This window comes from Desulfoglaeba alkanexedens ALDC, from assembly GCF_005377625.1.
Taxonomy (GTDB): domain Bacteria; phylum Desulfobacterota; class Syntrophobacteria; order Syntrophobacterales; family DSM-9756; genus Desulfoglaeba; species Desulfoglaeba alkanexedens.
The window spans coordinates 3,249,595-3,269,533 of sequence record NZ_CP040098.1 but is presented as its reverse complement, the minus strand read 5'-3'; the positions used below and the strand labels follow the sequence as shown (position 1 = coordinate 3,269,533).

Genomic DNA, 19,939 nt, shown 5'->3' with positions numbered 1-19,939 from the left:
AGCACAAAGGGCCGCCGGATCCCCATGGACTCGGCTTGATTTGCACATCGGGGTGTGATAAGCAAAATCCCAAATTCCACAGGGAAGGCGGACTCTCTTCTTTAAGGAGTAACGGAATGGACTACCAGACGGTTCTCACCACGTGCACGTACTGCGGTTGCGGTTGCGGGATCAACCTGGAAGTGCTGGACGGAAAGATCATCAGTGCGCTGCCGTCCAAGACCAGCCCGGTGAACGAGGGGAAACTCTGCATCAAGGGATGGAATGTGCACGAATTCGTCCAGCATCCGAAACGGCTGAGGAACCCGCTGATGCGGAAGGACGGGGCTCTCCGGAACGCGACCTGGGAGGACGCACTGGGGTTTGCGGCTTCGCAGCTCAAGCGTATCCGGGACGAGCACGGGCCCGACAGCATTGCCCTTCTCACCTCCGCCAAGTGCACCAACGAAGACAATTATGTGCTGCAGAAATTTGCGAGAGCCGCCATCGGAACCAACAACATTGATCACTGTGCCCGTCTCTGACACTCCTCCACCGTGGCAGGTCTTGCCGCAGCGTTCGGAAGCGGAGCCATGACCAATTCCATCGACGAATTGGCGGATGCGGACTGCATTTTCATCATCGGATCCAACACCACGGTCGCCCATCCGCTGGTCGCCACGCGGATCTACCGGGCGAAGGCCAAGGGAGCGAAACTCATCGTCGCCGACCCGCGCGAAATCCAGATGGCGCGTTTCGCCGATGTGTACGTGCGCCAGCGCCTGGGAAGCGATGTGGCGCTCGTTAACGGCATGATGCACGTGATCTACAAGAACGGCTGGCACAATCAGGCCTTCATCGACGAACGGACCGAAAACTTCGACGCGCTGGTGGAGGTGATCGAAACGTTCACACCCGAGCGTACGGAGCGGATCACCGGAGTACCGGCGGACGACATCGTCCGGATGGCAGAGCTCTATGCCAAGGCGGAATCGAGTTCCATCGTCTACTGCATGGGGATCACCCAACATGTGACCGGCGTGGACAATGTCAAGACGCTGGCGAACCTGGCCATGCTGTGCGGCCACATCGGCCGGCCCTCCACCGGCGTCAACCCGCTGCGGGGACAGAACAACGTGCAGGGCGCCTGCGACATGGGCGGACTTCCCAACGTATACCCCGGTTATCAGGCGGTCACTGTTCCGGAAATCCAGGAAAAATTCGCGAAGGCCTGGAATGCGCCGCTTTCGCCTTCGGTGGGCCTCACCGTCATGGAAATGATGGACGGGATCCTCAAGGGAAGCGTGAAGGCCATGGTCATCCTCGGGGAAAACCCCCTGGTGAGCGACCCCGACTTGCAGCACGTGAAGCATGCCCTGGAAGCTGTGGAATTCCTCTGCGTCATCGACATCTTCCCGACCCCGACCACGGAACTGGCCCACGTGGTGTTTCCGGCTTCCTCCTTCGCCGAAAAGGACGGAACCTTCACCAATTCCGAACGCCGGGTTCAGAGGGTGCGCAAGGCGGTGAACCCCCCCGGGGAAGCCCGCGTCGACTGGGCAATCATCCAGGACCTTTCCAACCGGATCGGGTACGCCATGAACTACGGTGATGCGGAGGACGTGTTCAAGGAAATCACGCAGGTCACGCCGTCGTACGCGGGCATGAGCTACCCGCGACTTGAAGAGGAGGGGCTCTGCTGGCCCTGCCCGACCCCCGACCACCCGGGGACCCCGTACCTCCACAAGGACCGCTTCGCTCGAGGCAAGGGACTCTTTCACGCCATCGACTACCGCGATCCCGCGGAGATGCCGGACGAAAGCTATCCCTTCTGGTTCACCACAGGGCGTTCCTACGCCCACTATCACACCGGAACCATGACCCGCGTTTCGCCGCACCTCCACCGGGAAATGCCCGAGGCGGTCATGGAGATACACCCTGAAGACGCGGCGGCGCTGAGATGTCAGGACGGCGATCGGGTGAGGGTGAGCAGCCGGCGCGGGAGCATCGTGACGCGCATTTCGCTGACGGAACGGATCGGGAAGGGCGTGGTGTTCATGCCGTTCCATTTCGCCGAAAGCGCGGCCAACGTGCTCACCATCGCGGCTCTCGACCCTGTTTGCAAGATCCCGGAATACAAGGTCTGCGCGGTGAAAATCGAACAGGCCGCCTGATGCCGGCGTCGGGGCGGCCGCCGGAGAATCGCTGCGACCTGGGGGATCGGCGCTGACGCATGCCGATCCCCCAGGCCTGCGGCTTTAGTCTCAGCCGTTCCGCCGGCCCCGCTGGATGGCTTCTTTGGCCAGGCGGTCGCATCGCTCGTTTTCCGGGTGGCCGCTGTGGCCCGGCACCCAGTGCCAGTCGATTCGGTGACGCTGGATTTGCCGGTGCAGCTCTTCCCAGAGTTCCCTGTTTTTCACCGGCTCCTTTGAAGTCGTCATCCAGCCGTTACGCAACCATTTTTGAATCCAGCGGGTGATGCCGTCCTTGAGGTAACGGGAATCGGTGTAAAGGATCACGTGGCAGGGTTCCTTGAGTGCTTTTAGGGATTCCAGGACGGCTTTCAACTCCATACGGTTGCTGGTGGTTCGGGGGCAGAACCCGCAAAGTTCCTTTTCCACTCCCTTATAACGGAGGATCGCCGCCCATCCCCCTGGACCTGGATTTCCGGAACAGGCGCCGTCGGTGAAAATTTCCACCGTTTTCCTGGGAATGCTCATGGCTGTTACTTGGAAGCAGGATGGCCGACGGCGAAACGGCGCTTGACGAAACGGGCGATGGCCGTGGGCGTCTTCCGCTGGAGCAGCGGGTCCAGTGCGGCAAGCGGGATTTCGGCGCGGGCCATGGCCTTGTGGCCGCCCGCATTTCCCAGCCCGGAAAAGGCACGGGTGACCGCCTTTCCGGCGTCCTTGCGGTACCCGTCGTTTCGGACGATCACCACCAGCTGATCGCCGTGGACGCCGGAGACGATGGACCATGAGATATCGTGGACCTTCAGCATGAATTCAGCAATGATAACAAGAATATCCGGGGAATTTACCTTTTCCAGATGGGAGTAGATCCGGTCCCGGGACACCGTCTTGTTTTCGATGGCTTCCTTGAAAAGAGCGAGGTCGCGGAGCGAAAGGTCGGAGATCTCGATCTTTCTCAGTATGTTATGATTGGCTCGGCTGAAAAGGTACAGGAAGGCCTTGACGTCTTCTTCCAGGGTCTGGCGTTCGAAGTTGCGGGTATCCGTCTTGATCCCGTAGATCAGGGCGGTGGCCAGCGTCTGGGACGGTTTGATGGCGGCTGCGCGCAGATATTCGGTCATCATGGTGGAAACGGCGCCATAGTGAGGCCGGATGTCGACGAAGGGAGCGTCCGGCTCGGACTTTACGGGATGATGGTCGATGACGGCCGTATAGGGGACTTTCTGGAACAGCTCGTGGTGGGACGGTTGCCCGTCCACCAGCAGGTACTTGTCGAAATCCTTGATGTTCTTTTCATTCAGCTGGATCAGGGGGAGTTTCAGGAGCCGGACCATGGTAAGGTTGTTCAGGCGCTTGATGGGTCGGATGATGCCGATGGCGGTGCTTTGAACATGACGCCAGAGGAGGCGTTTGAGGGCCATGGCCGAGGCGATGGAATCAGGGTCCGGATCGATGGTGATGAGGGCCCGATCCTTGTAGTTAAAGAGGCCGTGCAGGGCCTTGAGCGCTTCGGTTCGGGAGCGCCACCGGATGATGGGCTTGAGTTCAGCGGGACGGTAAGGCTTGGACCGGGTTTTCGTCATGGAAGCGTTCCGTGTGTTGAATCGACTCATCTGATCCCAACGTTATCGCATCGGAAGGCCTTGGACAACGGCTTGTCGGCCGAACGCGCGCAAGGCGGTAGCGGCGGGGAAACGTACGGCACAAAAAAGGGGCAATCGACTTGCCCCGGGGTTTGATTGGCTATGGAGCGGGAAACGGGATTCGAACCCGCGACTTCGACCTTGGCAAGGTCGCACTCTACCGCTGAGTTATTCCCGCTCGGTGCGGGAAGCTGTGTACCGCAACCGGCTTGGGGAGTCAAGAGAAAAAGAATCTCAACGTCCGATAATGTATATTATGTAAACAGAATTAAAGAAGGGCTCACCATGAGCGCGAAGATTCCCCCGAAGACTCTGGCCAAGACCCTTGCGGCCATCGGCTGCCACATGCCCGACGCATTCGGCCTGTTTTGGGACGAAGACGGTACCATGCCCTGGAAGGACTTTCTCCTGGCGCTTCACGAGGACCCCGGCCTGCGCTTCGTGCGCGATGCGCACCTGCAGGAAATCGATTTCCTCGGGATCGAGATGCCCTTCCGGCTCGTGGACCGGGTTCTGCGGCTGAAGGAGGCAGAGCCCGTGCCGCGGTACCGGCCGGCGGTTCCGCCGCGGCGGCTTTACTTCGCCATACGCCGTAAGCAATACCCTCATGCAGCCGCCAACGGGCTCCTCGCCTCGGGACGCCCCTTCATGCCGCTCGCCGTGGACAAGGACCTGGCGCTCCGGATCGCCCGGCGCCGAGATCCCGATCCCATAGCCGTCGATATTCTAGCCGCCGAAGCCCACGAAAGCGGGATCGTTTTCCTGAAATCCGGTGAACACCTGTTCCTCGCCGCCAACCTGCCGGTCCGGTTCCTGGTGTTCCCGAAAATGTCCTTGGAGTTCCTGGAACGGGAGCCCGCCAAGCTTCGGGTCCCCAAGGAGAGGCGGGCGCAGCGCGCCCTTTCGGAGGAAGCCCTGGGGGGCTCCTTCTTCGTGACCGCGGATCGACTGGCGGGATCTTCCGGGCAGAACGAACCGCCCGTTAGCGGAACGCCGAAGAAATCGAAAAAGGGGGCCAGGTCGGGCGGGTGGAAGCGGGAAGCCCGGGAACTGCGGAGGAAGCGGGAGCTTTGACGCGCCGGCTTGAGGCATCAGCGCTGGGAAGGATTTTTCGGGCGCTGTCACGCGGCTTCGCGTCGTCCGGAGATTGAAGTTCACCCCGGTGGAAATCATTCCAAAGCATGCCACAGGAGCCACCCGAGAGCGGCTCCCGCCGCCGCCCCCAATGCCCATTGCGCCGAGCGGATCCGCAACGGCGGCCGTTTGCCCCGACGCGGCCCGACAGCACCCTTGGAGCCCCCTTTTCCCGCCCCCGCTTCTTCCGGCATAGCGATGGCTACCACGGTGGCGCCCCAGCCGCCTCGCCAAGGCTCGGCTTCCCGAAATCCGGCCACCATGGGATGGGTCGAAAGCACGCCGTGGACTCGCCTTCTGAGTTTGCCGGTTCCCTTCCCGTGAACGATGACGACCTCGCTGTAGCCCTTATCGGCGGCCGCCCGGAGATAATCGTCGATCAGAGACGCGGCCTCGGACGGGGAAAACGTGTGCAGATCCAGGGTTTGCTGCACTGGGTATCGAAATGCGGGAGGATCTGTTCTTTCCGCCATATGGCTGTGTCCGCTTACCCTACAATGGTCTTTCGTTGTCTTCTGACACCTTAGGTGGTATATAAGAAAAATGCGTCGCCCAACGATCGACTGGTCACAAACGGCGATAGGCGTCGGCTCCGGCGGTTTCTTTGCGGTATTGGAATCTCCAAGCACACAAGGAGGTAAAGATGGCATCGGTGAAGGTCCGTTTTGAACCGGAAGGAAAAACCGTGGAGGCCCAACCCGGCGAAACGCTTTTGGACGTGGCGTCCCGGGCGGGCATCTACATCAACAGCCTCTGCGGCGGCCAGGGCGTCTGCGGCAAGTGCCGTCTCAAGGTAAAGAGCGGATCCGTCGAATCTTCCAGCAAAGGCCTCGGTTTTCTGGATCGAAAGGAAATCGATGCCGGCTTCGTGCTGGCCTGCCAGAGCAAGATCAAGGATCAGGACGTAGAGGTCTGGGTTCCTCCCGAATCCCGCCAGGAGGATGAACAGATCCTCATGACCGACAACATTCTGCACTACGATCAACCCGAAACCTCCGATCAGGAACCGGCGTCCGCCGGGATATCGTACTACCAGCCGTTGAGTCAGAAGTATTTCCTGAATTTGCCTTCGCCTACCCTCGAAGACAACATTTCCGATCTCGACCGTATCTTCCGGAAACTGCGGAAAAGGCTGCCCGAAACCCGCCTTCAGTCGGATTTTTCCTGCCTCCGGGGGCTGGCGCGTCTGCTTCGGGACAACAACTGGAAGATCACGGCGACCGTCCATTCCACGGAACCGGAGTGCTTTCAGCTGCAGTCCTTGGAGGCGGGAGACACTTCGGGCCTGAACTTCGGGGTAGCCATCGATGTGGGCACCACCACCATCGTGGCTCAGCTGATCGACCTCCGGGCCGGCAAGGTGGTCGGCGTGGAAGCCAGCCACAACCAACAGGCCCACTACGGCGAAGACGTAATTGCGCGAATGATCTTCGCCTGCAGCCGCGGTGGCCTCGACCCCTTGAAAAACGCCGTGGTGACGACTATCAACTCGCTGATCAATTCACTCGTCGTGGGCTCGGGCCTCGCTTTCGACGATATCACGAGCTTTGTGGCGGCGGGTAACACCACCATGACCCATCTCCTGCTGGGACTCGAACCCTGCACCATCCGAATCGACCCCTACATCCCCACGGCCACTCGGTTCCCCTGGGTCTATGCCCGGGAAATCGGCATCCAGGGGCACCCTCGTTCCGTCCTCCACTGCATGCCGTGCGTGAGCAGCTACGTGGGCGGCGACATCACTGCCGGCGTGCTTGCCTGCGGCATGAACGACCGGCCGGAATTGAGCGCGCTCATCGACGTGGGAACCAACGGGGAAATCGTCATCGGAAATAATGAATGGCTGGTCTGCTGTTCCGCGTCAGCGGGTCCGGCCTTTGAAGGCGGCGGAATCAAGTGCGGCATGCGGGCGACCAAAGGCGCCGTGCAGAAGGCCTGGTTTCACAACGGCCGGCTCCGCTACGAAACCATCGGTGGAGCCAGTCCCCGCGGCATCTGCGGTTCGGGCCTCATCGACCTCATGGCCGAGCTCCTGGCCGCGGGCGTCATCGACCAGGCCGGTAAGTTCGCCACAAACGCGCACCCGGGGGTGAGGGTGGTCGACGGCATTTCAGAGTTCATCGTCGCTCCCGCTGCGGAATCGGAATCGGGTGAGGACGTCGTCATCACCGAGGACGACATTGGGAATCTCATCAAAAGCAAGGGAGCGGTTCTGGCCGCCATGAAGGTGCTCATAGAAAACCTGGGGATGTCCTTCAATGATCTCCAGAAGGTCTACGTGGCCGGGGGTTTCGGGGCTCATCTCGATATCGAAAAGGCCGTCATCATCGGCCTTCTGCCCGATCTTCCCAAGGAGCGGATTCAGTTCATCGGCAACAGCTCGGTTGCGGGAGCGCGGCAGTCGCTCGTTTCGAGCTTTGCTTACAGGAAGGCTGAAGCCATCGCCAAGCAGATGACGTATTTCGAGCTCTCGGTACATCCTGGTTTTATGAACGAATTCGTGGCCGCTCTGTTTCTGCCGCACACTCAGATGGAGCTTTTCCCTACCGTCCGTGCCTTCCTGAACGAACGGGCGGCCTCGCGGCGGTGAAGGCGCGGGCCGGCCCCCTTTTACGAGGGACGGCATCCGCGGAATGGGCTAAGGAGGCACGATTGAAGGACCACTGTCGGTTTCATCCGGAACGCCTAGCCGTAGTGACTTGTGAGAAGTTTGGATACGGTTACTGCGAAGAATGCCTGAAAGCCTGCACCGCCTGCACGGATCCCGAACTTTTCTGCCGGTACAGGTCGTCGTGCATCATCTGGGAGTTGTGCCGGAAGACGATCAAGCAGCGCCGGTGCGCCCTCGCGGAAGCTAATCACCCGATCGAATCAGCAGCGCCTTGATCTTCTCGCGCTGTTCGATCTCGGCCATGGCGGCCCGGGCTCGTGATTCGTCGGCGAAGGGGGTGAGCCGAACCAGGAACAGCGGGCCCAGCTTCGGGTGATCGTAGGGGTTGACCTGGACCGAAAGCCCCCGCTCTTCCAGTCGCCTGGACAGCTTCTGCGCGTTGGCTTCGTCCTTGAAAGCCCCGACCTGCACGATGAACTGCGGGCCTTCAGCGGGTTTTGCTTCTGTCTGTGCTTCAGGCTTCCGAGGCGCCGGCGGTTCAGCCCCCGGCGCTTCCAAGGAAGCTTCTTCACTCTTCACCGCGGCGGTCTCTTCGGAGTCTATCTCGGCGCTCAAGGAAGCGGCCGGTCGTTCGGGAGGCTGCATCTCGGCTTCAGGGGCAGGTTCAGCAGGGGCTCCGCCGGGGGGAGCCTGGATCCCGGAAGAAGCTGGGATCCCGCCATGTTGAGCGTCGGCTTCAGCAGTTGGTTCATCTCCCTGGGGGCCGAAAAAACGAGGCTCAAACGGGGCGGCCTCTTCCTTGGGAATCTCCTTGACCACCCGGTTGCGGCCGGATTCCGACTCTTCACGGTTTTCTTCCGGCTTGTTTTTCCAGAGAAATGTGAGAAGCATCACGACTATCACGCAGACCGACAGTGCCCCGACCACTTTGACGACCAATCCGTTTCCCGGAGAAGAATGCCACCCGGCTGGCGAAGCCTTTCCCGTGAACATCTTTTTCCTCGGGGTCGACGGCTTCATGTCGTTCCTTTCTGCGACTTTTCAATCGCGCGACGGAATCCCGGCATTGCCTTCTCAATGACCCGGTCGTCCACGCAATAGGCGATCCGGAAATGGCCCGGCCCTCCGAAACCGCTGCCGGGTACCACCAGGATGTTTTCTTCCTGGAGCAACCGCACGAAGGCCACGTCGTCCGGGATGGGACTCCTGGGGAAGAGATAGAAAGCGCCCGGAGGTTTCACGACCTCGTAGCCCGCATCCCGGAGCCCCTGGTACAGGATGTCTCTTTTTCGACGATAGATGTCGACGTCCACACACTGATCGAGAAGCCCCCCGATGAGTCGTTGCATGAGAGCCGGAGCGTTTACGAATCCCATGATGCGGTTGGCGAGAACCATGGCGCCCAGCAGGCGGGGGCCGTCTTCCGCGTCGGGATGAACGGCCGCGTAGCCGATCCGTTCCCCGGGAAGGGAAAGGTCCTTCGAGTACGACGTCACCACCACAGTGTTCCGGTAATGTTGAAAAATGGAAGGCACAGTATAACCATCATAGACGATTTTCCGGTACGGCTCATCGGAAATCAGATAGAGGCTCCGGCCGTGGCGCCGGCTCTTCCGATCCAGGATTTCCCCCAGATCGTTCAGCGAGTCGCTGGAGTAAATCTGCCCCGTGGGGTTATTGGGGGAGTTGATGAGCACGACCTTGGTCTTGAGGCCGATGGCCCGGTCCAGGGCTTCCAGGTCCAGCGTGAAGTCGTCCCGGGTCGGAACCACCTGGAGCAAACCGCCATGATTGTCGGCATAGAACCCGTATTCCACGAAATACGGTGCCGGTACCAGCACTTCGTCGCCGGGATCCAGAAGCGCCTTCAGCCCCACGTTGAGGGCCCCGGCGGCTCCGCAGGTGAGGATCACGTGGTCGGCCTTGAAGGAAACCCCGTGTTCGCGGCCGAGATACGCAGCCAGCGCTTCCCGGGTTTCCGGAATTCCGGCGTTCGGCATATAGGCGTGCATGTTGTCGGGCCCGTTGCGGACCAGGTCCAGCAGGCGTTCGCGGACGGCCGGCGGCGGGGGAACATTGGGATCTCCCAGGCTGAAATCGAAGACGTTTTCGGCCCCGTGAATCTTCTTGAGCCGTGCGCCCTCTTCGAACATTTTCCGGATCCACGAAGCCCGCTCCATGAACTGGGCCATCTTGACCGCCACCGCCATCGGGTGCCCTCCACTTCGATCCACGCGCGAACCGAGAAACGGAAACGGGCGCACACGCCCCTGGAACATGCCGATACCTCGAAAAGCCGCTTTACCGGCTTAAATCCCCGCCATAATAAGGCAGAACCTACGCCGCCTTCAAGTGCTAACCGAGTGCCACAGAAACTAAAATCCCCCGTCCCTCAACAAGTGGGTTGCGGCCTCATGGGAACCGAAGCTGGAGCTTCTGCACAGTTGTGTTCCCAAGCTGGAGCTTGGGAACAAGGTGGAAATTCTATTTCCCCTCCCCTTGTGGGAGGGGATTAAGGGGAGGGGGAGAGGCGGACTTTTCCCCTCGTTCCCAAGCTCTGGCTTGGGAACGGCCTGCCCGGGAGGAAGCTCCAGCTTCCCTCCTGCCACACCTGAAATGCGCTGTCTTTCTTGTGCCCGGCCTTATATGATAGGTTGGTTGATGCAGCAGCCAGTCCATCTTCTTCTGCGTCATGTGGGTTGCGGCCTCATGGGAACCGAAGCTGGAGCTTCTGTACACTTGTGTTCCCAAGCTGGAGCTTGGGAACAAGGTGGGAAACTCAAATCCCCCGTCCCTCAACAAAAGGGACGCTTGCAGCACGTTCTAGCCTTCACCGGAAGGTTCGGGACTCCAGAGGATTTCGTAGAGACGCTCGTGGGTGGTGTCGATGCGGTGCAAGCCCTTTGCCCACGCGTGCCGCTTCGCGGCCTCGTATTCCGAACGGCTGAGTGTTCGAGCGAGGGTCGGGACGGTTCTTGCCAGGTGGCACGGCCGGAAGTGTCCCATGATGTTGAGATATGTTTCGGTGGACAGTGTTTCGGCCACCCAATCCAGAATCGCGAACGTTTCGCCGAGGTGTCCGGGAAGCACCAGGTGCCGGAGCAGCACGCCTCTGCGAGCCAGGCCGCGGTCGTCCGTCTGCAGGTCTCCCACCTGCCGGTGCATCTCGACCAGAGCGCGCCGGGCCGTTTCCGGGTAATCCGGGCTGCCGCAGAGCTTCTTCGCCGTCTCGGGTTCCCAGAATTTGAAGTCGGCCAGGTAAATGTCCACCACGCCCTGGACGGCCTTCAGGATTTCCACGCGTTCGAAGCTGCTGGTATTGTAGACCACCGGCAGCGAAAACCCGGCCTTCCGGGCGCGTTCCAGGGCCTGGAGAATGTGCGGGAGGTAATGGGTCGGCGTGATGAGGTTGAGGTTCACGCAGCCTTCGGCTTCAAGCCACAGGAAACAGTCCGATAGTCTTTCCAGGTCGACCTCCGTCCCTTCCCCCTTCCAGCTCATCTCCCATGTCTGGCAGAAAAGGCACCGGAGCGTGCAGTGAGAAAAGAAGACGGCGCCGGAGCCCGTGTCGCCCACGAGGCAGGCTTCTTCGCCGAAATGAGGCATGTAGTCCGCGATCTTGACAGTGGCGGGAGCTTCACACCGCCCGAGCTCTCCCGCGGCACGGTCCACTCCGCATTCCCACGGGCACAACCGGCAGGATCGGTAGGATTTCAGGGAGACTGGATTCATGATGTTCCGCCGTCTTGCGCCCGGCATGAAGAGGCTTCGCACAAGGAGCGATAGACGGTCAGGCGCTCTTTTTCATGAGACAGCGTAAGCACCGCCTTGAAGCCTCGAAGCGGGAAGTGAGGGCCGTAGACCAGGAGGTCTCCCCGCCATCCTTCAAGGCAGTCGGCCAGCGCGTCGAGGGGCTTGTCCGGGTAGACGTAAAGGCAATCGGCTTTTCGGATGGGAAATCGCAAGAAATCACCGCAGGCAAAATCGACCCGCCCCGAAAGATCCAGTTCCCCGGCGAGGTGTTGCGCCGTACGACAGAGATCGGGGTCGATTTCTATGCCGATCGCCCGGGTGAAAAGCCCCGCGATGCAGATGACGATGCCGTCGCCGCTTCCCGCATCCAAGAAAAGCCGGTAACGGTCCAGGGGGAGCGCTTCAAAAAAGGAGTAGACGGCTTCCGCGGTGGAAGCGGCCCACGCGCCCTTCGCGGTCAGCCGGTAGGGGGCTCCGTGTGTCTCCTGGAGCGACCGGTATCGTCTTTCAAAGCGGGCGGCGATCCGGTGAAACGAGGTTCTTCGGTCCACAGAGAAAATCAACTGTTTCCGAGGAAACTCCTTTCGAAATAAAAGCCGGCGGGAACGGATACGAGGGGTGAAACCAGGCAATCCATTCCGAGCAGCACCCCGGGATTGGTCACTGCGTTGCACCCGATCTCCGTCCGGTCCCCGATGACGGCCCCCAGCTTGCGAAGTCCCGTATCGATCTGTTCTTCTCCGATACGGACCCGCACCGTGGACCCCGTCATCTTGAGGTTGGCGAGCTTGGTTCCAGCGCCCAGATTGACGTCGCGCCCCAGGATACTGTCCCCGATGTAGGCGAAATGCCCGGCCTTGGCCCCGTCCAGGAGGATGCTCGACTTGACCTCCGTGGTGTGGCCCACCACGCAGCGGTCGCCGATGAGGCACTTTCCCCGAACGTACGCACCCTGGCGGATTTCCGTGCGGTCCCCCACAACCGTCGGTCCTTTGATGAGTGCCCCGGGTTCGACCACCGTGCCACGGCCCAGCTTCACCCGGTCGTCCCACAAGACGCAACCCGCAAAAAGAACCGTAGCCTCGGTCGTTTCCCGCCCGGAAACCACGACCTTAAACGAACCCTTGGTGGCGTCGCCGCCGAGAATTTCGAACCCGTTCTCGTAAAGGTCACCGTCCCAGAGAAGCACCGTCCGTTTCAGGGGTTCACCGGGTCGAAAGAAGCGTGGCAGCGGAGTCGACAGAAGATCTTCCAGGTACGGCCCCAAGGACTTCAGGATGTCCCACACGGGATCGCGCCCAACCAGAAGCTCTCCGTGCCGGACCCCTTCCAGCTCGAAGAAGAACTCCGCAGGCGCCGTCAACGTCCCATCCCGTCCCTCGCCCGTCTTCACAGGCATCCTTCTTTTTTAAACCGTTGGTGTTCCACCTTGGCGCACTTGCTCATCACGACATTGAGCCCCGCCCGCCGGGCCTTGTCGGCGGCTTCGTTGTGAGCCAGCCCCAGCTGCATCCAGACACAACCGGCGCCCGCTGCGATCGCTTCGTCCACAATCCCGGGAATCGCTTCGATATTCCGGAAAATATCCACGATGTCGATCCGCTCCGGAACCGCCGCCAGATTGGGATAACAGGGCTCTCCCAGCACTTCCTTGTACTTCGGGTTAACGGGGATCATCTTGTAACCGTGTTCCTTCAGGTATTTCGCGACGTTGTGACTGTCCCGATCTTCCTTGTGTGAAACCCCCACCACGGCGATGGTCCTGGCTTGTTTGAGGATTTCCAGCACTTCGCTGTCGTCCGCGTTCTTTTCCGGGATCTGACATTCCATCAGGGTTCTCCTTGTCGTAAAACCACATCGTCATGGGTTCCCCTCCTCATTCGAGGCGCCCCACATCGTTTCCGTTCCGGAGCGATTTCGGCCGGAGCAGGCCGAAAACTCCTCGAGCGGCCGACTACGTGCGGTCCGGCAGATCCTTACCGCCTCAAAACAATCTTACTGAAGTTCACCCACCCCTTCAACCCCGCAGGAGGGGCGGAGGCGCTTTTCGCGCCTCGAGCCACCAACGTCACCGTTCCAGGACCTTCAAGCGGGGCGGTTGTTGCCCACTCCCCCGCAGGATCAGGGCTTTGAACAATCGGACGGCCGCCTCATCAAGAATTTGGCAGCGTAGAAAATAATAGACCTAATATTTGATGCTAAATTCTATTTCCCCTCCCCTTGTGGGAGGGGATTAAGGGGAGGGGGACAGAGGGATTTTTTGACCTTCGTTAACCTTTTTGCTTAAGGTCTCCAATTTAGAACGCTATCAAGAATTTTCGTCTCCTTCGTGGCCACTTCCGTTCTCATCTCCTTCGTCTTCCTCGTGCCAGCTTTGCATCTTTTCACGCTGTTCCTTGGTAAGAACGGAGGCCAGTTCATGGCGCATTCGGGCTCTCAGGACCGCCAGTTCTTCTGCGGCCGACGCCACGGCCTGGTGGGCCGCTCGAACGGCCGCCTCATCAAAGGTGTCCCGAGCCATGACGGTTTTCATCTCCTTCCGGGCTTCCCGATAAGCCTTGAAAGCCTGCCGAAATTCCGGCCGGTAAGCGGTGATGATATTCGAGATCTTTTCCTGCTGTTCGACAGTGAGTTTCAGTTCCAGGATTTTTTCCATTCCGTGGAAGAGCCCCGGGCCGGGCCCAAAGCCCTCGTAACCGTGCCCTTGAGGGCCGAAAGCCGTAGCGTCGCTGGCAAGGAGCGCGCCCACCATCAAAGCCGTGACCATGAAACCGCCAATCCATGAACCATACCGTTTCATTGTGTTCTCCTTATTTTGTCAGGTTTGCGTCCATCCCGTCGCCGGTGCCGGCGAAACACCTGGGACAGGGTTCACGTTGCTTCCCTTCCGTCACCTCCTTTCTTCACGCCGAGTATTCGCTTTGTTTGCCGAAATGTTTAACCCGGATGGGTGTAAATTTGGTGTCACCTTAGTCATAATTTATGAAAAACTGGAAACCGCCATGGATCTCGAGCTCCATGAGGGCTTTCATGTGGACTCGTATTGAGTTGGCTGCTCGGTTGAAAATGTCTGAATTTTCTTCCTCTGGGCCTAAACCTGAGCGCGCAATCAATCTGCCTTGGCGGTCAAGTAAGCGCACTGCGGTATACCTACTGCGGCGGTCGAAGCCCAGCGGCGGACCGTTGAAGCATCTTGTACTTGGCGCCCCCCCCTACCCCCCTGGGTGCCGAACCGTTGTTATACAATCAACCAGGTTCCTTTTTATCCTCGTGAAATAAAACAATACCAACTCCGATAAAGGCAATCAGTATTCCAAATGCGAGAGTATATCTGTATGGAATAGCAATCCTACCTTCATAATGCCCACCAGGATTTATGCTATCCTTTTTCCACTCTCCTTCCATAAGTACTATTTCAAGATCTCGTATGCTTGGGTTGTAAGATACGCCCTTCATGGCAAACGCAGCTTTTGTTAAGGTCGCTGAATTTGATAAAGATGACAGAGGATATAATACTGAAGGAATGAAGGCCCCAATGATTATGAGCAATGTTCCAAACCGATTTGCTTTACTCTTATTAATGCATTCCATCATTCTGAGCCTTATACTAAATTTTATACTCTATCAGCAAAGAAGCAACTGTTGACTGTTCAATATTGTTTTCTGTACTGATTTTCCTAATCCTTTCCTCGATGGAAGGTTTGTCAAATCTTGTCTTAAGCCGCTGGGTGCAGATCTCGTCTTCCTGCATGAAAAATCCACTTGATTCGAAACCTCAAAATAAGCTTAACATGCTGTCCGGAATCTGGGAGGAATTATATACCAGTTACGGAACCGGAACCGTATCAGCAATTCTTTGTGCCGCTTGAAAAGGCGCTGTTTTTGAAAGCAAATGAAGTGGACTGAAAAGCAGCAATTTCCGAAGCCTCTGTAAGTGCTTGAAAGAAAAAAAACGATACATGACCGTTCACGCTTCTTCTATGCGTTCTATCGCGTGTTTATAAACGACCTGCGGACCTGTGCCTTGCCGTAGGACCACCGTATAGACAGCAACCCTTTCCATCACTCCATCCACAGCCTTGCCTGACGGCATCAGCCACAGGCGTATATTCTTCCCTTCAAGCGATTGATCAGGTTCGATGTTTCGCGGACGCTGTGATTTGCTTTCAGCCGGCTTGCTTTCAACTGCCGGCTTGCTTTGAACCGGCGGTTTGGCTTCCGCCGATTTCTTACGAATCACGTAGGGTGTGCTTTTCCGCGTGTTCCCTTTTGAACCAGTCATTGCCGGCGACCCCCTCAGCGGCTTCAAAGTCGCTCTTACACCCTAGTCAAGTTTTCGGCAAGAGTCTTGGGCGAGACCAGTGTTGATAGAGCGGGGAAACTCCATCAAGTAAGAAGACAATCAGAATTATAAAGGTCTGAACCACTCTTCTCATGGCGTTGCTCTTTTCGAGGTTTTGTGCTTACCGTTGAAACGGTACTTGAAGCGCCACAGCTTGCCGCCGGCGGGGCTAACCTCCAGGTACAAGGCGCCGCCGTCGAACAGGCGATAGGACGCCGCCCCAGCCCTGGCGTTGCGGGTTTTGGTGTCGCTCAAAGCCATGTAGCACTTCAGGTTTTTTCAGTGTTTTCGGTTAGCTGACTCGAATATGGGGGCATTGGTTTCAACCCCGCGCTGGATGCGCTCAAAAATACCCCCCAAATACCTTGGATATCAACAGACTTGTCAAGACGAAAGGAAACTAAAAAGCCCCAAAAACGTCTTTATTTTCGCAGCTTTCTCTACCGCATCAGACGCGGTTGAATATCATTGTGGTGGAGATGACGGGATTCGAACCCGTGGCCTCAGCCTTGCGAAGGCTGCGCTCTCCCAGCTGAGCTACATCCCCGATTTTTCCTGCGACATATACATCCTTTCCGGGTCGCTGTCAAGCAGGACCCGGGAAGATCCCAAAGTTCGCAAACCGCCCTCAAACCAAAAAGGCCGTGCGCTCGTTTCAAGCGCCGGCCTCAAGGTGGACGGCCTAGTACAGCCCCACCATCCACCTTGTTCCCAAGCTCCAGCTTGGGAACACAACGGTGCAGAAGCTCCAGCTTCGATTCACATGAGGCCGTGACCCATGCGAACCCGCTGCAAAATCCATCACAAAGACCACTTCGATATCCCGGCTGGCTCCCTAGTAAGACTGCGCGTTTCAGCTGTAGCAGGAGGGAAGCTGGAGCTTCCCGGCAGGCCGTTCCCAAGCCGTAGCTTGGGAACGAGGGGAAAGCCGAATCGTGTTCGTCATCCTGCGGACTGTCTGTTCGTCTCCGGTTGCTCTTCCCACCCCACATCGGAGTAGATCCTGATCCGTGAGGAAAAGGCCGGACTGGAAACCCTTCTGACCCTGCTGTGGCAGGTTCAGCAGGCGGCGAATCCGTTCATTCGGCGGGGCGTCGGGGTGGAGTCCCCGTCACTTCACGTACCGTGAAGCCCATGCGGCCAGGATCCCGCCCACGTAGGTCCCGTCTCGGCGGTTCGAAAGCAGGTGATCGGCCCCTGGGACACTCACGAAGCTCTTGGGCTGTGCGGCCGCGGCGAAGATTTCTTCAGCGTTCCGAAACGGCACCACACGGTCTTCGGGCGAATGAAAGACCATGAGGGCCTTCCCCAAAGACCGGACGGCCTGCGGCAATTCGTTCCTTTCCAGGTCTTCGAGGAAAGACTTTCCGATTCGGAACGGGCGGCCGGCCACCTTGATCTCGGCTTCGCCTTCCCGCAGGATCTGTTCCCGAACGCCTTCGAAGAGGCGCAACATGGTGGAGGTCTGAGCCGGGGCGGCGATGGTGGCGACGGCGGTGACGGCGGAAATCCGAGCCGCCGCCAGGAGCGCCGCCGCACCACCCAGCGAATGCCCGATCAGGAGCTTCGGGGCGTCGTGGTTCTTTTCCAAGAAATCGGCGGCGGCCTTCAGGTCGTCCACGTTGCTGGAAAAGGTGGTTCGAGCGAAATCGCCTTCGCTTTCACCAAGGCCCGTGAAATCGAACCGGAGAACCGCGATCCCGCTTTCCGCCAGGACTTTGGAGATATGGTAGACCACGTTGTAGTCTTTGGTACAGGTGAAGCAATGGGCGAACACGGCGTAGGCCGCGGGCGGGTCCGGATCTGGAAAGTCCAGCCGGGCGTCGAGTCGTTCGCCGCGCGGGTTACTGAAAGAGATCTTCCGGAACTGCATGGTCATCCCCTCGTGAGCCGCCGGCGAGCATCGGCAGGTTCGCCCTTGGACTTCCTCGTGCCTGGAAGCCTTCCTTCAGGGGTAAGCCGCATTTTTCGGATGAGCTGTTTGCGTTTGAAATCGCCGTACTTTCCAAATCGTCCGCGACGAGACATGGAAAACCACCTCCTATCATCGCACGGAAACCCAGCATACCGTTTCGATCCCTTGAAGTTCCTTCCGTGTTAAATAGTAAACGATTCCGGTTTGAAAGGCAGCCCTGAAGGAATCGGTCCCCACCGTCCACCCAAGCTCACTGCGACTCGGGCGGCGACGGGTTTTTCCTTCATTGACACCTTCGACTATTTTGTGACAGTTAGGCCCGTCGAGGTTGACCCGCAAGGCCGCGCGCTCGAATGCATGGCTCGAAACGTTCATCGTTGATGGAGAAGAAGGTTGATGACATCGGTTTTCGGCGTTTGGGACAACAAAGTTTATCACCACGACGCGGAGCCCCTGGAAAGCAACCCGGCGCTGGCGTCGCTCAAGGATATCGAGGAGTTCGAACCGGGGAACAAGATCCTTGCCGTCATGGGCTGGGACGGGTTTTTCGTGTTTGACGAACGGGCGGACATCATCGACATGACGCGGGCCTACCTGGAAGTGGTTCAGAGGGAATCGTGCGGGAAGTGCGTTCCCTGCCGCATGGGCACTCGAGTAGCCGCGGACATCTTGACTCGGATTGCGGAAGGCAAGGGTTCGGAGGACGATTTCGAAACCCTGGTCCGAATCGGGGAACTGGTCCGGAAGGGTTCCATGTGCGAACTGGGCCACACCGCCATGAACGCGCTGCTCCACGCCTTGGAGCAATACGAGGACCTGTTTCGCGAAAGCATCGCTACGGGACGGCGTCATCCGCGCTGGACCTATCACACCAAGGTGACGGCCCCTTGCATCGAGGCCTGCCCGGAACGGCTGGACATTCCCGCTTACATCGACTTCATTCGGGCGGGCCGGTACAGGGAATCGCTTTCCATCATCCAGGAAAAGAACCCGCTGGCGTCGGTGTGCGGGCGGGTGTGCGTCCGGTTTTGTGAATTCGCGTGTCGGCGGGGCAAGCTGGACGACCCGGTCGATATCAAGCACCTCAAGCGGTTCGTTTCCGATCTGGAAATGGACGCCGCGGTGAAAAAGAGGGAAACCCGGCTCCCCGTCGTTTCCTCCGATGCCAGAAAGGTGGCCATCATCGGCTCGGGCCCTGCGGGCATCACGGCCGCCTATCACCTGCTCCGGAAAGGCTACCGTGTGGAAATCTTCGAAGCGCTCGACGAACCCGGGGGCATGGCCGCCGTGGGCATTCCGGATTACCGGCTGCCGCGCCAGGTGCTTCGGACCGAAGCCCAGATCGTTCAGGAAATGGGTGGGATCATCCATTACAACCAAAGGCTCGGCCGGGATTTTACTCTGGATGATTTGAAGACTCGAGGGTTCGAAGCCGTGTTTGTAGCCATCGGTTGCCAGCTGGGGACCAAGTTGGGAATCCAGGGTGAGGAGGCGGAGCCGAAGGGTTATTATCCCGGGATTGAATTCCTGAAAGCCATCAACCGGAACGAACCCATCGAGATGGGGCGCCGGGTGGTGGTGGTGGGCGGCGGCAACGTGGCCATGGACTGCGCCCGATCGTCCCTACGGCTGGGAGCGGACGAAGTCCACCTGATTTACCGGCGGACCCGCGAAGAGATGCCGGCTGACAAGGTGGAAATTCATGAAGCCGAAGAGGAGGGGGTGCGCTATCATTTCCTGGCCAATCCCATCCGGCTGCTGGTGGAGGGCGGCCGGGTGGTCGGTGTGGAATGCCTTCGCATGGAACCGGGCGAACCCGACAAATCGGGCCGGAGCCGTCCCGTGCCGGTGGAAGGTTCCGAATTCGTGATCGGCTGCGACATGGTGATCCCCGCCATCGGCCAGCGCATGGATACCTCCTGCCTTACCGGGCCCTGCGACCTGAAACTCACCCGCTGGAACACCATCGCCACCGACCCGGAAACGCTTCAGACTTCGGTGGAATGGGTGTTCGCCGGAGGCGACTGCGTTTCGGGGCCGGCGACCCTCATCGAAGCCATGGCCGCCGGGTTTCGCGTGAGCCATTCCATTGACCAGTATTTGAGGGAAGGTCGGGTGGAGCTCACGGAAGAGGAACGGATGAGCCGGGTGCTTCGGGCGGTTTCGGCCGTGGACGAGGACGTGGTGGACCGCCTGGGACGGGGCGAACACCGGGTGGCCGTCCCGACACGCACCGTGGAAGAACGGGTGGACGACTTCGAAGAGGTGGAAATGGGATTTTCGCCGGAAGACGCGCTCATGGAAGCCGATCGCTGTCTACGCTGCTACCGGATTCTGCTTGTTGCGACGGAAAAGTGAGCCGCGCGCGAG

Annotated in this window: 19 protein-coding genes and 2 tRNA genes; 5 read left to right on the top strand and 16 right to left on the bottom strand. The window is 59.1% G+C overall.

What is annotated here, in order from left to right; genetic code table 11:
* Window positions 1-116: 116 nt before the first annotated feature.
* Window positions 117-2,153 (top strand): formate dehydrogenase subunit alpha, encoded by a 2,037-nt coding sequence (gene fdhF / locus FDQ92_RS14630; RefSeq protein WP_137425578.1) that lies wholly within the window; start codon window positions 117-119, stop codon window positions 2,151-2,153.
* Window positions 2,154-2,243: 90 nt separating this feature from the next.
* Here fdhF and rnhA read toward each other — a convergent pair whose 3' ends face one another.
* From rnhA to FDQ92_RS14615, 3 genes are all read right to left on the bottom strand, one after another.
* Entirely contained in the window at window positions 2,244-2,699 is a 456-nt protein-coding gene (gene rnhA, locus FDQ92_RS14625; RefSeq protein ID WP_137425577.1) for a ribonuclease HI, read from the bottom strand.
* A 5-nt stretch (window positions 2,700-2,704) separates the two neighbouring features.
* A complete protein-coding gene (locus tag FDQ92_RS14620) occupies window positions 2,705-3,754 on the bottom strand; it encodes a DHH family phosphoesterase (protein WP_170180396.1) in 1,050 nt (349 codons plus the stop codon).
* 163 nt (window positions 3,755-3,917) lie between these two features.
* Window positions 3,918-3,992, bottom strand: a tRNA-Gly gene (locus tag FDQ92_RS14615).
* A 107-nt stretch (window positions 3,993-4,099) separates the two neighbouring features.
* Here FDQ92_RS14615 and FDQ92_RS14610 point away from each other — a divergent pair.
* Complete coding sequence (locus FDQ92_RS14610; protein WP_137425575.1) at window positions 4,100-4,888, top strand: RNA 2'-phosphotransferase family protein; 789 nt, start codon at window positions 4,100-4,102, stop codon at window positions 4,886-4,888.
* A 95-nt stretch (window positions 4,889-4,983) separates the two neighbouring features.
* On the opposite strand, the gene FDQ92_RS14605 is transcribed toward FDQ92_RS14610, so the two are convergent.
* Window positions 4,984-5,421: a Smr/MutS family protein gene (locus FDQ92_RS14605; protein WP_137425574.1), complete on the bottom strand. Its 438-nt coding sequence runs from the start codon at window positions 5,419-5,421 to the stop codon at window positions 4,984-4,986.
* Window positions 5,422-5,591: 170 nt separating this feature from the next.
* On the opposite strand from FDQ92_RS14605, the gene FDQ92_RS14600 reads away from it, so the two are divergent.
* Window positions 5,592-7,538, top strand: coding sequence for an ASKHA domain-containing protein (locus tag FDQ92_RS14600; protein WP_137425573.1), 1,947 nt, complete (start codon window positions 5,592-5,594; stop codon window positions 7,536-7,538).
* A 62-nt stretch (window positions 7,539-7,600) separates the two neighbouring features.
* Complete coding sequence (locus FDQ92_RS14595; protein WP_137425572.1) at window positions 7,601-7,834, top strand: hypothetical protein; 234 nt, start codon at window positions 7,601-7,603, stop codon at window positions 7,832-7,834.
* Here the strand turns inward: FDQ92_RS14595 and FDQ92_RS14590 are convergent.
* The 12 genes from FDQ92_RS14590 to FDQ92_RS14535 form a co-directional block, all read right to left on the bottom strand.
* Window positions 7,803-8,579 carry an SPOR domain-containing protein gene (locus FDQ92_RS14590; RefSeq protein WP_137425571.1) on the bottom strand — a complete coding sequence of 259 codons (777 nt, stop codon included), beginning with the start codon at window positions 8,577-8,579 and terminating at the stop codon, window positions 7,803-7,805. The two genes, FDQ92_RS14595 and FDQ92_RS14590, sit on opposite strands and share 32 nt — an antisense overlap.
* Window positions 8,576-9,769 (bottom strand): pyridoxal phosphate-dependent aminotransferase, encoded by a 1,194-nt coding sequence (locus FDQ92_RS14585; RefSeq protein WP_137425570.1) that lies wholly within the window; start codon window positions 9,767-9,769, stop codon window positions 8,576-8,578. The genes FDQ92_RS14590 and FDQ92_RS14585 overlap by 4 nt, the downstream gene beginning before the upstream one ends.
* Window positions 9,770-10,382: 613 nt before the next feature.
* Window positions 10,383-11,291, bottom strand: coding sequence for a radical SAM protein (locus FDQ92_RS14580; RefSeq protein ID WP_137425569.1), 909 nt, complete (start codon window positions 11,289-11,291; stop codon window positions 10,383-10,385).
* Window positions 11,288-11,863 carry a class I SAM-dependent methyltransferase gene (locus FDQ92_RS14575; RefSeq protein WP_137425568.1) on the bottom strand — a complete coding sequence of 192 codons (576 nt, stop codon included), beginning with the start codon at window positions 11,861-11,863 and terminating at the stop codon, window positions 11,288-11,290. Before FDQ92_RS14575 ends, FDQ92_RS14580 begins: the two co-directional genes overlap by 4 nt.
* Window positions 11,864-11,871: 8 nt before the next feature.
* Window positions 11,872-12,705 carry an LbetaH domain-containing protein gene (locus tag FDQ92_RS14570; protein WP_211341302.1) on the bottom strand — a complete coding sequence of 278 codons (834 nt, stop codon included), beginning with the start codon at window positions 12,703-12,705 and terminating at the stop codon, window positions 11,872-11,874.
* Complete coding sequence (locus FDQ92_RS14565) at window positions 12,702-13,142, bottom strand: CoA-binding protein (protein WP_137425566.1); 441 nt, start codon at window positions 13,140-13,142, stop codon at window positions 12,702-12,704. Before FDQ92_RS14565 ends, FDQ92_RS14570 begins: the two co-directional genes overlap by 4 nt.
* Before the next feature lie 478 nt (window positions 13,143-13,620).
* Window positions 13,621-14,112: a Spy/CpxP family protein refolding chaperone gene (locus FDQ92_RS14560; protein WP_137425565.1), complete on the bottom strand. Its 492-nt coding sequence runs from the start codon at window positions 14,110-14,112 to the stop codon at window positions 13,621-13,623.
* A 446-nt stretch (window positions 14,113-14,558) separates the two neighbouring features.
* Entirely contained in the window at window positions 14,559-14,906 is a 348-nt protein-coding gene (locus tag FDQ92_RS14555) for a hypothetical protein (RefSeq protein ID WP_137425564.1), read from the bottom strand.
* A gap of 373 nt (window positions 14,907-15,279) precedes the next feature.
* On the bottom strand, window positions 15,280-15,594 hold the full coding sequence (locus FDQ92_RS14550) for an LSm family protein (protein ID WP_137425563.1): 315 nt from the start codon (window positions 15,592-15,594) through the stop codon (window positions 15,280-15,282).
* A gap of 150 nt (window positions 15,595-15,744) precedes the next feature.
* Window positions 15,745-15,915, bottom strand: coding sequence for an Arm DNA-binding domain-containing protein (locus FDQ92_RS15565; protein WP_211341301.1), 171 nt, complete (start codon window positions 15,913-15,915; stop codon window positions 15,745-15,747).
* A 210-nt stretch (window positions 15,916-16,125) separates the two neighbouring features.
* Window positions 16,126-16,201 (bottom strand) — tRNA-Ala (locus tag FDQ92_RS14540).
* 564 nt (window positions 16,202-16,765) lie between these two features.
* On the bottom strand, window positions 16,766-17,527 hold the full coding sequence (locus FDQ92_RS14535) for an alpha/beta hydrolase family protein (RefSeq protein ID WP_137425562.1): 762 nt from the start codon (window positions 17,525-17,527) through the stop codon (window positions 16,766-16,768).
* Between the two features lie 438 nt (window positions 17,528-17,965).
* Between FDQ92_RS14535 and FDQ92_RS14530 the strand changes: the two genes are divergently transcribed.
* The gene (locus FDQ92_RS14530) at window positions 17,966-19,927 is read left to right on the top strand and encodes an FAD-dependent oxidoreductase (protein WP_246042005.1); all 1,962 of its coding nucleotides are present in this window, start codon (window positions 17,966-17,968) and stop codon (window positions 19,925-19,927) included.
* Window positions 19,928-19,939: the final 12 nt, after the last annotated feature.

Coding starts and splice junctions, on each gene's coding strand:
- rnhA (WP_137425577.1), bottom strand. CDS start 2,699: ATGAGCATTCCCAGGAAAACGGTGGAAATTTTCACCGACGGCGCCTGT.
- FDQ92_RS14620 (WP_170180396.1), bottom strand. CDS start 3,754: ATGACGAAAACCCGGTCCAAGCCTTACCGTCCCGCTGAACTCAAGCCC.
- FDQ92_RS14610 (WP_137425575.1), top strand. CDS start 4,100: ATGAGCGCGAAGATTCCCCCGAAGACTCTGGCCAAGACCCTTGCGGCC.
- FDQ92_RS14605 (WP_137425574.1), bottom strand. CDS start 5,421: ATGGCGGAAAGAACAGATCCTCCCGCATTTCGATACCCAGTGCAGCAA.
- FDQ92_RS14600 (WP_137425573.1), top strand. CDS start 5,592: ATGGCATCGGTGAAGGTCCGTTTTGAACCGGAAGGAAAAACCGTGGAG.
- FDQ92_RS14590 (WP_137425571.1), bottom strand. CDS start 8,579: ATGAAGCCGTCGACCCCGAGGAAAAAGATGTTCACGGGAAAGGCTTCG.
- FDQ92_RS14585 (WP_137425570.1), bottom strand. CDS start 9,769: ATGGCGGTGGCGGTCAAGATGGCCCAGTTCATGGAGCGGGCTTCGTGG.
- FDQ92_RS14580 (WP_137425569.1), bottom strand. CDS start 11,291: ATGAATCCAGTCTCCCTGAAATCCTACCGATCCTGCCGGTTGTGCCCG.
- FDQ92_RS14565 (WP_137425566.1), bottom strand. CDS start 13,142: ATGGAATGTCAGATCCCGGAAAAGAACGCGGACGACAGCGAAGTGCTG.
- FDQ92_RS14560 (WP_137425565.1), bottom strand. CDS start 14,112: ATGAAACGGTATGGTTCATGGATTGGCGGTTTCATGGTCACGGCTTTG.
- FDQ92_RS14555 (WP_137425564.1), bottom strand. CDS start 14,906: ATGATGGAATGCATTAATAAGAGTAAAGCAAATCGGTTTGGAACATTG.
- FDQ92_RS14550 (WP_137425563.1), bottom strand. CDS start 15,594: ATGACTGGTTCAAAAGGGAACACGCGGAAAAGCACACCCTACGTGATT.
- FDQ92_RS15565 (WP_211341301.1), bottom strand. CDS start 15,915: ATGGCTTTGAGCGACACCAAAACCCGCAACGCCAGGGCTGGGGCGGCG.
- FDQ92_RS14535 (WP_137425562.1), bottom strand. CDS start 17,527: ATGCAGTTCCGGAAGATCTCTTTCAGTAACCCGCGCGGCGAACGACTC.
- FDQ92_RS14530 (WP_246042005.1), top strand. CDS start 17,966: ATGACATCGGTTTTCGGCGTTTGGGACAACAAAGTTTATCACCACGAC.